9 protein-coding genes are annotated in these 12,963 nt (G+C 38.5%); 2 read left to right on the forward strand and 7 right to left on the reverse strand.

From position 1 onward, the window contains the following. The first annotated feature begins 4 nt into the window (after nt 1-4). Together uvrA and ACTB0Y_RS01375 are read left to right on the forward strand one after the other, a co-directional pair. On the forward strand, nt 5-2,869 hold the full coding sequence (uvrA, locus tag ACTB0Y_RS01370; protein ID WP_463204990.1) for an excinuclease ABC subunit UvrA: 2,865 nt from the start codon (nt 5-7) through the stop codon (nt 2,867-2,869). Further along, on the forward strand, nt 2,859-4,523 hold the full coding sequence (locus tag ACTB0Y_RS01375; RefSeq protein WP_463204991.1) for a uridine kinase family protein: 1,665 nt from the start codon (nt 2,859-2,861) through the stop codon (nt 4,521-4,523). The genes uvrA and ACTB0Y_RS01375 overlap by 11 nt, the downstream gene beginning before the upstream one ends. A gap of 285 nt (nt 4,524-4,808) precedes the next feature. On the opposite strand, the gene ACTB0Y_RS01380 is transcribed toward ACTB0Y_RS01375, so the two are convergent. The 7 genes from ACTB0Y_RS01380 to ACTB0Y_RS01410 form a co-directional block, all read right to left on the reverse strand. Beyond that, nucleotides 4,809-6,326 carry an adenylate/guanylate cyclase domain-containing protein gene (locus tag ACTB0Y_RS01380; protein ID WP_463204992.1) on the reverse strand — a complete coding sequence of 506 codons (1,518 nt, stop codon included), beginning with the start codon at nt 6,324-6,326 and terminating at the stop codon, nt 4,809-4,811. A gap of 353 nt (nt 6,327-6,679) precedes the next feature. Then, entirely contained in the window at nt 6,680-8,083 is a 1,404-nt protein-coding gene (locus ACTB0Y_RS01385) for a PKD domain-containing protein (RefSeq protein ID WP_463204993.1), read from the reverse strand. Nucleotides 8,084-8,122: 39 nt separating this feature from the next. Further along, the gene (locus tag ACTB0Y_RS01390; protein WP_463204994.1) at nt 8,123-9,133 is read right to left on the reverse strand and encodes a hypothetical protein; all 1,011 of its coding nucleotides are present in this window, start codon (nt 9,131-9,133) and stop codon (nt 8,123-8,125) included. Between the two features lie 105 nt (nt 9,134-9,238). Then, nucleotides 9,239-10,261 (reverse strand): RNA polymerase sigma factor, encoded by a 1,023-nt coding sequence (locus ACTB0Y_RS01395; RefSeq protein WP_463204995.1) that lies wholly within the window; start codon nt 10,259-10,261, stop codon nt 9,239-9,241. A gap of 80 nt (nt 10,262-10,341) precedes the next feature. Beyond that, nucleotides 10,342-11,073, reverse strand: coding sequence for a peptidoglycan editing factor PgeF (pgeF, locus tag ACTB0Y_RS01400; RefSeq protein ID WP_463204996.1), 732 nt, complete (start codon nt 11,071-11,073; stop codon nt 10,342-10,344). 10 nt (nt 11,074-11,083) lie between these two features. Beyond that, nucleotides 11,084-11,845, reverse strand: coding sequence for an MBL fold metallo-hydrolase (locus ACTB0Y_RS01405; RefSeq protein WP_463204998.1), 762 nt, complete (start codon nt 11,843-11,845; stop codon nt 11,084-11,086). A 6-nt stretch (nt 11,846-11,851) separates the two neighbouring features. After that, on the reverse strand, nt 11,852-12,754 hold the full coding sequence (locus ACTB0Y_RS01410) for a hypothetical protein (protein WP_463204999.1): 903 nt from the start codon (nt 12,752-12,754) through the stop codon (nt 11,852-11,854). Between the last annotated feature and the right edge of the window lie 209 nt (nt 12,755-12,963).

A 12,963-nucleotide genomic window follows, 5' to 3' on the forward strand; every position in this document is an offset into this window, starting at 1 on the left:
TACTATGACAAAGAAAAAAGAACTTATCGATACCGACTATGCAGACACCATAGAAATCTTAGGTGCGCGCGTACACAATCTAAAAAATATAGACACCTATATTCCCAGAAATAAACTTACCGTAATAACCGGTTTAAGTGGTAGCGGGAAATCTTCTCTGGCTTTTGACACAATTTATGCCGAAGGACAAAGACGATATATTGAAACATTTTCATCTTATGCACGGCAGTTCCTCGGTGGCCTGGAACGGCCTGATGTGGACAAAATTACAGGTTTAAGTCCGGTAATTAGTATTGAACAAAAAACCACCAATAAAAACCCCCGTAGCACTGTTGGTACCATTACTGAGATATATGACTTTATGCGTTTGCTTTTCGCACGGGCAGCTGACGCATATTCTTATGCAAGTGGAAAAAAAATGGTTCGCTACAATGAGAACCAAATAGTTGACCTCATAAAAGAAAGGTTTAACAAGAAAAAAATCCTCATTCTGGCACCCGTTATCAGGGGGCGCAAAGGGCATTATCGCGAACTTTTTGAGCAGGTCAGAAAAAAAGGCTTCATAAGTGCACGCATAGACGGCGAAATTAAAGAACTCAGCCCCGGCCTGAAACTGGACCGGTACAAGATTCACCACATTGAAGTGGTTATAGACAAAGTAATACCGGGTAACACAGCCGACAAACGTTTAAAAGACTCTGTACAAACAGCCCTCAAACACGGAAAGGGTGTGATGATGGCCATAGAAAAAGACACCAACGATCCGGAATATTTTTCAAAACACCTCATGGACGCCGAAAGTGGCGTCTCGTATGATGAACCTGCACCCCATACCTTTTCGTTCAACTCCCCTCAGGGCGCATGCCCGGTTTGTAAGGGTCTCGGCGAAGTAAGCGAATACGATATCGACAAACTCATCCCGGACAAAAAGCTGAGTATAAAAAAAGGGGCCATAGCGCCACTGGGAAAATATAAAAGTAGTCTCATTTTTTGGCAAATAGAAGCACTGGCAAAAAAACACAACTGCACCACTGATATGCCCGTCAGCAAGCTGCCCGATGAACTGATTGACAAAATTCTTTACGGAACAACTGAAAATGTAAAAATTGAAAACACACCTTTGGGCCGAAGTTCATCCTACATGTTGAGCTATGCAGGAGTAGTCAATTATTTATCACAACTGGATGCCGAGGATCTAAAAACTTCAAAAAAAGGTCACGACAGATACCTCAAAAAATCAACATGCCCGGAATGTAATGGCACCCGGCTAAAAAAAGAAACGCTCTACTTCAAAATTCATGACAAAAACATTGCAGAATTAAGTGCAATGGATATTGACCAACTCCACAACTGGTTCAATGATATAGACCCACATTTATCGAACAAACAATACTCAATTGCCAAAGAAATACTGAAAGAAATCAGAAGCCGACTCGGTTTCCTGCTAGATGTAGGATTAAGTTACCTTGCTCTAAACCGAAGCGCCAAAAGTCTCTCGGGCGGAGAAAGCCAACGCATACGTTTGGCCACACAAATTGGCTCACAATTGGTCAATGTACTCTACATCCTCGATGAACCCAGTATAGGATTACATCAGCGCGACAACATAAAACTAATCAACAGCCTAAAACAACTGCGCGATGCCGAAAACAGCGTAATTGTTGTAGAACACGACCGGGAAATGATAGAATCTGCTGACCATGTTATTGACATTGGCCCGGGTGCGGGCAGGCATGGAGGTCATATTGTAGCTGAAGGAACCATCAAAAAAATAAATGAAACAGGCGGACTAACTGCCGACTACCTAAAAAACAATAAACGCATTGAAGTCCCCGCGCAACGCCGGCCTGGCAACGGTAAAAAAATACATTTAGAAGGTGCTACCGGGAACAACTTAAAAAATGTAAATATCGATATACCGCTCGGGCAATTTATCTGTGTAACCGGAGTAAGCGGTAGCGGAAAATCGACCCTCATCAATGAAACTTTGCACCCAATACTTAACAGACACTTTTATCGCTCCATTAAAGATCCACTGCCATACAAAAATATTGAAGGCATAAAAAATATAGATAAAGTAATAGAAGTAAATCAAAGTCCACTGGGACGCACACCCCGTTCTAACCCGGCTACTTACACGGCTATATTTGATGAGATAAGAAAACTCTTCACACGGTTACCTGAAGCTAAAATCAGAGGCTATAAACCCGGACGCTTTTCATTTAATGTAAAAGGTGGCCGGTGCGAAACCTGCAAGGGTGCAGGAGTTGAAATTATCGAAATGAATTTTTTACCAGATGTTCATGTAAAATGTAAAGACTGTGAAGGCCGACGCTATAATCGCGAAACACTCGAAGTGCGGTTCAAAGGTAAAAGCATTTCTGATGTACTGGATATGACAATTAATCAAGCTGTAGAATTTTTTCAAAATATTCCAAAACTCGAGAAAAAACTCAAAACGCTGCAAGAAGTTGGCCTGGGCTACGTGACCCTGGGGCAACCCTCTACCACGCTAAGTGGCGGCGAATCGCAAAGGGTTAAGTTAGCATCGGAGCTGGCGAAAAGAGATACAGGTAAAACACTGTACATTCTCGATGAACCCACAACAGGACTACATTTCGAAGACATAAAAGCCTTGCTGGAGGTACTCAATAGTTTGGTAAACAAAGGAAATACGGTTATAGTTATTGAACATAACCTGGATGTGATTAAATTTGCTGATTACATCATCGATATTGGTCCGGAAGGTGGCCGCGGTGGAGGAAAAATAATCGCTACAGGAACGCCGGAAGCAATCAGTAAAAATAAAAAGAGCTATACTGCAGCTTACCTGGCTGACGAACTAAAAAGACAATTGTATGCAGGTTGAAATAATAATTGAAAATAACGGTAACAGAAAAAAGTACGAACAAGGCTCATGCCTAAAACAAATTGCCAACGAACAGTTACCAAACCCTGAAAAACCCATTCTTGGAGCTTTTGTAAACAATAAGCTCAAAGAAATGAACTACTTGATTTACAAACCCAAAATGGTTCGCTTTATCGACATTACAGACCCGGCCGGTAAACGCATGTATGTTCGTTCTATCTCTTTTGTGCTGATTAAAGCTGCACGAAAACTGTTCCCAAAAGCCATAGTAAAAATAGAGCACAGTATTTCAAATGGTTATTATTGTGAATTCGAAAATCTGGGCCGTAAACTTGAAATTGATGACGTTTCAGCTATTTACGAAGAAATGCACAAAATAATCAATGCCGATTTGCCTTTTGAACGCGAAGAAAAACTTACTACCGAAGCCATTGAAATTTTCAGAAAACATAATCTCGATGACAAGGTTAAACTCTTAAAAACCCGTCGCCAACTTTACACTTCAGTATATTACCTCGACGGGCTACCCGAATACTTTTACGGCTTTTTAGTTCCTTCTACAAAATATTTAAAAGTTTTTGCACTCAACAAATACTATGATGGTATGTTGCTGCAAATTCCTAAACAAAACAATCCAGACGAAATTCACGAAATTATACTACAGGATAAACTCTTTGGCATTTTCCAGGAATATAAAAACTGGGTTGAAGTTATTGGCATGAGCCACATTGGAGCCATAAATGAATCCGCGCTGAATGGTGATGTAGCCGACATCATTAAAGTAAATGAGGCTCTACAGGAAAAGAAACTATCGAACATTGCCGACCAAATTCACAGCAGGCAACAACAGCCAAGGTTAATTCTTATTTCAGGTCCCTCATCATCAGGAAAAACCACCTTTTCAAAAAGACTGACTATTCAGCTAAAAGTACTGGGTTACAAACCTGTTAATATTTCACTCGACAATTACTTTGTAAACCGCGAAGATACCCCCCTGGATAAAAACGGGGAATACGATTTTGAAAATATCGATGCTCTCGACATAGAATTTTTCAACCAGCAATTGCTGGATTTATTTGCCGGAAAAAAGGTGGAACTACCCAAATTCAGCTTCGAAAAAGGGGAACGCTATTTTAACGGCGATTACATGCAAATTGACGAGCAAACATTCGTCATTGTTGAAGGTATACATGGCCTAAACCCGAATCTAACGCCACGTATTCCTGCCGATCAGAAATATAAAATCTATGTTTCTGCCCTCACAGCACTCTGTATGGATAGCCACAACCGTATACCCACAACTGATAACCGACTCATAAGGCGCATTGTACGCGATCATCAATACCGGGGATACAGCGCTACCGATACCCTTAAAAGGTGGCAAAGCGTTACGCGTGGTGAAGCTAAATACATTTTCCCGTTTCAGGAAGAAGCCGACAGCATGTTCAATTCCGCATTAATATTTGAGTTAGGAGTACTGAAAAAATATGCAGAACCAATACTGCAAGAGGTGTTCCCGGACGAGCCAGAGTATGCAGAAGCCAATCGGTTGCTGAAATTTTTCCGTTATATAAGCCCAATATCTGATGACGAAATTCCGCCAACGAGTATCTTAAGAGAATTTTTGCACGGGAGCAGTTTCAATTATCATTAACGGTAATTGAATGTGCGTAAAACCATAAGCATCCCACCCAAAACTATACCTAAGGATCTTTTTCCTGTTTTGTGCACCACATCGACGTCCTAAAATCCGATCGTTGATTATCAATTAGTTAATCTAAAAATATTCAATATTTGGGTGACCCGTCTTATTTTTAGGGCATGTTTTTGTTTAAAATATGAGAGGTTGAAACTTATTAGTTCTGTTTTGTGCATTTTATCTACACCCATCAAAACCTCAAATTAATAAGTTAATTTTGAGTCGCTTATATCGAGAAAGCTATAGTCCGCGCAAAATCTTTTTAAATGCCTGGTTAGGCTCAACACCAGTTGGGTCATTGGTATATTCAGGTTTTAATCCTATTACAAAAAACATGTTCACCTTACCAATGTTTTTCACTTCTATTTCGCCCCTCGGGATACACTCAAAATAATCCTTTACGAACTCGTGTGTTGTTTCCGAAATGTTGACCGAATTTACAGCTCCGCTTGTTTCCAGGCGGGCAGCAAGATTAACGGTATCGCCCCAAATGTCGTATGCAAATTTGCGCTGGCCAACCACTCCTGCAAACACCTCACCTGAATGTATTCCAATACGGCATTCCCAAACTGTTTCTTTATTGAGCATGCGGGGTTTATTATATTCAAACAAAAACTGTTGTATTTCCAGCGCTGCCATTACAATATTTACATGGTGACTATTATTTTTCATAGGCATACCCCCGGCACACATGTAAGCATCGCCAATGGTTTTTATTTTTTCTATAAAATGCTTTTCAATTATTGTATCAAACTTTGAGAACAAATGATCCAGCGTATGCACAATTTCAACAGGTTCAAGCTTTTTGCATATTTTTGTAAACCCCTTAAAATCGGCAAACATAACCGTTACAGCCTTATGTCTTTTAGGTTTCTTTTTACCTTTTTTAAGTTGGTGCGCAACCACTTCAGGCAAAATATTGTGTAACAGTTCATCGGTGCGTTCTTTTTCTCGCGATAGCTCCTCATGTTTCTCGTTAAGTTGTTCGCTCTGAGCCTTTAATTCATGATTGGCGTCCATGAGTTCCTCGGTTAACCTTTGCAGTGACTCTCTTTGCTCCTCCAAAAGGTTTCCTGAAGTTTTTAACTCCGTAATATCTGCTTCAATGGCAACCAACCATTTGATTTGCGTACCTTCAAAAACAGGTGAAAACGTGGTTTGCAGATATCTGGTTTCACCCTTTGGGGTCTGAATAGAAGAAACATAATCAACCGATTTTCTGGATTCTTTTAATATAGCTATACTATCCTTCAACTCTTCGGATTGGTTAAATCCATATAGATCCCTACCAAACTTTTGAACAAACTCTGTTTTTGAATAACCATAAATCGTTTCAAAAGCCTTGTTAACCCAAAGCAATTCGCCTTTTTCATTGAAAATAATCACAGCATTTTGAATTGCATTAGCCAACTGCATGAGTGACCTATGAGCCAGTGGCGCTTGCATAAGATATTCTACAAAATGCTGAATCTTATCGAATAAAAATTCCTGATTAGATTCTTGAGGCAATATTTCATCAATAAGGCTGCCCGGCAAGCTCCCTTTAACGCCCCAAACCACAGCATTTTCAGGTAATACGATGTCGTTATTGTTTTCTGGTTTGGCCAGCAAAATCAGCAGGTCAACAGTCTTATAATTCCCAACCTCTGATGAGGCATACACAAAATTAATATAGGGAAATTTTTGAGTGAAATGATCAAGCTCAAGCGTTCGCTCAGGATCAAAAAATATTATTGTATAAAGTCCTGTTGAATTCATAAACTTTTAAAGATAAAAAATAATCCTAAAAAAGCCTATAAAAAAAAGGATTCCGGCTTGGGGAAACCGAAATCCTGCTACGAAAGTGAAAGAAGCAGGATCGGGGACCAATCTAAATATAGTTTCTCATAGCTGTAAATTTAAATTGATGGCCTATCGGGAAATATTAAAAAAATTATTGCAGACAAATGTAATAAAACTGATCAATGTCCCGATCCTTTATAACTGCCATGTTGTATGGAGCTTGGCAGTAACCTTCAAAGTAACTTAGTTGCAAATACGGGTAGCACTATTTTACTTTTCATTTAATAGACACAAAAAAACATGAAGGTTGTAAAAAGAAAGGATTTTTTTTACTTGAGAAAGATATCGCCCCCTATGAACTCATTATTAAATAAGTACCTAATAAAATAGGTTCCTTTTTTAAGATTTTGCACTGATAATTCAATATTTTTTTCGCCCATCACCTCTTTTTCTTTTATCACAGTACCGTTGATATTATAAATCCAGATTTTGTACAGTGGTAAGGTTGATCGAATATGAAGTATGTTTTTTACTGGAATTGGGGATAGCTGCACCTCATCATTGGCAGAATCTAACTCTTGCAGTCCAACCAATGGATTAATATGCGTAGTTCCAACTTTAAATTCTAAATTGACAGGAGGATCAAAATCTCCTTCGAAAACAACTTTCAGGGGATAAGATACTTTTCCGGCAGTTTCCGGCAATATAAAATACGTACCTGCTGGTAAATTTTCGAACTCAAAATTTTCCCCTTTTACTCGTGCAAAATCAATGGGCTCTTCAAATGAATTTAAAAGATACACGGTTAACGGTAATTCCCTTTCGATATGGTCATTAAAAATATAACCATGAATTTTATTAAATCCGTGAGGAATAAAATCTGATTCTAAAACAGCAAGCCTTAAATCTTTAATTTCATGACCAACATCGAGGACATCCGCGTCCTGCCAATAAAATTCACCACCCAAATAAGTTGGCAAAAGCCTTGGGGCATAATTATTGTCTCCAAAATCAGGTACTAACTTCAATAAATATTTTGAATTAGGTTCACACCAAAACTTAAATCTTCCGTGTGGATCTGGTCTAATGGTTTTAATCACATTATTCTGATTAAAGTCAAAACCAATGAGCCAAATAAAAGCATTGGAAAGATAATTATCGTTGGTGTGTATATTACCTCTGACATAGCTTTCTCGTCCGGCCAGAACCTCTTGAACAACTGTATCAATGCACCCTACAGGATTCTCAGTGATCAACCTTACATTGTAAACACCTTTTTCCTCGTAATCATATTCAAGTTCAGCAAGGTTACTGGTGCCTCCATCACCAAAATCCCATTGATATGTAATAAACTCATTATAACCGTATTGGGAAGAGAAGAAAAATTCAAACTCTGATTCTGGCTTGACCAGAAACTTTGAGCTACATGCCTGTGGTGTTATATTATGACAAATTGAAAAGTCAATATGCAAGCAAGTGTCTGCCTTCAAAAAAACGGTGTCGGAATGTGTGCGCCAAAAACCACAAAACCCAACAGTTTTAACAATTATTATATCACTTTGAGTATCTATTAGAAATAGATATCGTCCGGATTCATTTGTTGTTGTTTTTTTTAAAAAGCCATCCTGATCAAATAAAAATACCGGATGATCCTGTAGAGAATCTCCCTGTGTTCCTATTAGACTTCCTGTAATCTCGACTTGCGCATATATATTCAATTGCGCTAAAGCCAAAAAAAACAATATAACAATCCGAAAAACCATCCCCCTAAATTAGTAAAAAATATAACCTAATGCAACTCCAAACCGCAAATATCTTTTCGCAACTAGCTGATCGCTACGGTATATACTAAAAAGCGAATATCGGAGTGAGGGAGTTAAACTTAAAGCTTTTGTTGGTGATAAGTTATATTTTATGCGGAACCGAAAAGCAAGATCCAGGTTTACCCGATGAAAATAGGTTTCATTAAGTTGTCGTATAAAGTGAGATTTATCGATCACTTTCCCCCTTACTCTGGCCAGCCAGGTTAAATAAACACCCGCTTCAAAAGCTAACTCAAAGGGACGCCAAACAAAATTATATCCGAACAGTAATGGCATTTCCAGGTAAAAATATCTATTGGTTAAATCAAGCAGGGAGGTATCATAATTAACTTCTTGTACGGTATCATTTACAGTCATACTGAAAGTATCGACATGCATAATATACACAGTATCTGGCAATTGATCCGTATCCAAGAAATAGGCTGTATCAATTATAGTCGAATCGTAGGTAATGGGGATACTATCAAAGTAAGCTGACTTATAATTATCATTAATCCGGGTATTAAAAAAAGACATGTCGAGCCCTGAACGCACATAAAAGTTACCATATGGGAAAAATATATTGCCATATACTCCAAATCCATTCGTATTGGTTTGGGCCTGGCTGTAGCTATCATACAAACCTTTATTGTAAAACCTATTATTGTAGTAATAAGAAATCCCAGCCTCTACCCAGGGTCTATATTTAAAAGGGGCTTTGGTTCTATTTGGTGGAAGTATAAATTCAGGAGGTTTCTGCATTACAGGAGATAAGTGAGGGGGGCGAATGGGTAATTTTGCAGTCAGCCACAAAGTATCGTAAATAATAATTTTCCTGAATACCTGGGGTTTATTATTGACCATTGTATCAACAAAAATGGTATCTGATCGGATAGAAATATTCTGCTGCGAATTAGCTTTTTGAGTAAAGCACGCAACAAACAATAATAAAAAGGCTATCTGTCCCCAACCCTTAAACATAAATCCCCTGATTAAAAGTAACTAAATTAAGTTTCTTTTTTCTTTTCAGGGAAAAAACAGACCACTTTTTAAAACTTAATTTGCAAAACACACAAAACAGGAGCTTTATTTTAAAGAGTCAATTACCCTTACGTGCTCGTAAATTGTTATGGTATCAACGGATGTGCTGGTTTGAACTGGCAACTCCACTTTTATGGGTTTATCATCATAGCTATTAAGCGGGGCTTGCATAAAACTATCCAGATCGAATGGCATTAAAGCAGGATGCATTCGCAAATTAATACTTTCCATACTACTTTCCTTGTTTACTTTTGCTTCGGGAATTGAAAATAGTGTAATTGCAGCACCTCCTACCACAACAACTGCCGTATAGGTTATTAGGTGAGATTTTAAATGAGCCATAATTTGCCCTAATAAACTTACCGAGCCCGGAATAGCACTAGTTCCTGCTGCAGTAGTTCCGGCAATAGAAGAAAAATCCATAGGTGGGGCGGAGATATTTGCTTTTTCTACACTTTCTTTTACAAATTTATCAACATGTACATACTGCCTACCGGGTAGTAGAAAAGCCAAAATAGATAGTTTTTTTATATGCCTTAATTTCATTTCTGCGTGTTTCGTTAGCTGTTTGTGTAATAGAACTCTGGCTCTTTTAAGTTGTGTTTTGGATGTACTGGCCGTTATCTCTAATTCACGGGCAATCTCTCTGTGTTTCTTGTTTTCGAATACATAAAGGTTAAACACTGCCCGAGCCTTAGCCGGTAAATGCTGAAGGCAATTCAAAACATCTTCATGTGTCAATCCTGCTTCAAGCAATAGTTTCCTTTCTTCAGGCAGGTCATCTTTATCTACCTCAATTTCACTTTCATTTATTCCATCAAAAGCCTCATGGTAGTCCGGAGTATACCTGTTAGTGCGTAGTTTATTTAAAGCTACACTTACCACAATCCGTTTCATCCATCCTTCAAAAGAACCTTTACCTTTAAATTGCGAAAGCCGCTCATAAATCCGGAGAAAACTATCATGCAATAAATCTTCTGCTTCGGCATAAGAGCTGCTGTAACGCAAACATACTTTAAATAGGGTTGGCGCGTAATTAGTATAAATTTCTTGCAAATCGTTCTTCACGGCAATAATTTTTTTACTTTCACGCGCTTTCCACAATGGATAGACACGAAAAAGCAAAATGGTTGTAAATTACAAGTAAATTATTTCTCATTTTTTATTACTGCTGCATTTCTTCCTGTTTCGCCCCCATCTCTTCTTGCAGAATAAAAATCATTATGAAATCTAAAGGTACACATTTTTGATTGTTCAATTGAAATATCCGGGAGGCCCATATCACTTAGTTGTATATAATTTGCCTTCCACAAATTGAGCAAAAACTTGCTATTAGGTTGCTTTTCGAACAACAAGTTTGTTTGATGACCAGCATCAGCAAAGTTATCAAAGACATCCGGGCCCACCTCATACACCTGCGGCGAAATTGAAGGCCCAATACCGGCAACGAGATTTTCGGGTTTTGTGCCAAAATTTTCCTCCATGGCACAAATAGTTTTTTCTGCAATTCGTGCATTTGTCCCCCGCCATCCGGCATGAATAGCTCCTACTGCCTTGGTTTTGCTATCATAAAGTAAAATGGGAACACAATCGGCAGTTACCACTCCTATTGCCATCCCCGGCACGTTTGTAATAAGCGCATCTGTATTTAAAAAAGAATCATCTATATTTTCCAAAGTTACAATACCCACATTGCGGGTGTGCTTCTGTTCCGGGAAAACCAGGTTTTCGGTTTTCACATTTAGAAAAGCTGCAATCTTGTTCAAGTTTTCCTGTCCCCATGTGCTGTTCGAATCAAAAACCTTCGTAGTCACAATATTTGGCGTCAATATTTTTGAAAAACTGTAGGCAAGGATATTTTCTTCAAAAATTCGCTTCATAAACTATAATTTACAAACTCCACACAAGCCCATCGTAGGCCGGACCTATATTATGAGGAAGCTCGGCATTTACTGCAGCATGTAAGCCAAGCTGATGACTAATATGAATGAATCGGGTTTGCTCGGGTTTGAGTTTTTCGACTATTTGCAATGCTTGTGCAAGATTAAAATGAGATAAATGTGGTCGTATACGCAAGGCATCGATAATCAACAACTTCAGCCCGGTCAATTTTGCCATAGCTTCCTCAGGAATTTCGCTGACATCAGTCAAATAAGCTACATCATCTATGCGAAACCCCAGAACAGGTAGCTTATAATGATACACCCTAATGGGTTCAATCTCAAAAGAACCGATTCGTATTACATTTTCGTTTATTTCATGTAAAATCAGTTCGGGCGCGCCGGGATACTTATTATCCGTAAAAACGTATGGAAACTGCTGCTTTAGAACCTCCATTACTCTGTTTTCTGCCCAAATATCGACCGGCTGGTTTGAGATAAAATTAAAAGATCGTAAATCATCCAACCCTGCAACATGGTCGTTATGTTCGTGTGTAAACAACACTCCCGATAATCGCCTGACATTATGCGTGAGCATTTGTTGCCGAAAATCAGGCCCGGTGTCTATTACCAAACTGTGTGTTCCTTTTTCCAGCATTAAAGCGGTTCTTAACCGCTTATCTCTTGGATCTTCGGATTGGCATACTTCACAACCACACCCAATAACGGGTATTCCCTGCGATGTTCCGGTTCCTAAAAATGTAATTTGCAAAACTTTTTATTTTAAACTCAAATATATGAGATACACTAACACTATTACAGCCATTACGGCCGAAGGTATAGCAGCTTCCTTTCCAAACAATGCAAGGGAAGTAGTAGCTGTAAACCCACTACTTTTTATCGTCAACAACAGGTTCTGGCTCACTTCTGTTTTTGAGTCGACCCATTGAAATTTTCTGTTCAACTTATCATAGATAAAACCAAGCACAAATGTTAATACAAACAGAAGCAAGATACTTTTAAACAACACACCAGAAACATCAAAAAACACATGGCGATTCAATCCTACGGCAACGAATATAATAAAGGCAAACCCCAAATCGGTAACCCGTCCCCTACTTTTTTCCACCCATGGTCGTATTGGTTTTAGAAGCAGAACACGTGAAAGTATCAGCGGCACCACAATAATTTTTATCAGAAAAATTAAAATATCCGTGCGTTGCAATGAACTCTCAGTTGGAAAAAGATCAAAAACCCATGGTAAAATAAGCACTGCTGCAATATAAGAACCCAATGTTGCCAGGATTGTATATTTGCTGTTACCATGCAATATTTGCGAAAATGGAATAACCGCAATACCAGGCGGTGAAAAAGCAATAACAACAAAACCCATAAAATACGGTCCTGTTGGGAAAAGCAACCAGGCCAGCAAAATGGCTATTGCCGAAAAAACTACATAGTTAAAAAATATACCTGCGCCAAATATTTTCAGTGTATTGCTAAAAGGAACAAGCGACTTAAAAGAAATTCCCGTAGTAGAGACCAGCATAACCAGCGCAAGCACCCATATGGTGTAAGGTTCGAGGGGTGTTGCAACATCTCCAAACAGCATCCCGGCAACAACCGCCAAAACAAGAATAGTATTGCGGTTCCTGATTATTTTCTTCAATAAATTTAACATACAATGCTATTTGAAGCGTAAATTTTATTGCAGACAAATGTAGCAAATCATCAAACTATTAGCAATAAACAAAACACTATAAACAGGGCAAACGCATTTAAATTTTTAATACTTTTTGTCTAAAGTCAGGGTTTAAGGCAGCTAATAATCTTTTATTCTTTTTACTTGCTTTAACAGATTTCTCTGTATTTAATAGAGATAGAGCAATT

The organism is Salinivirga sp. (assembly GCF_055145285.1).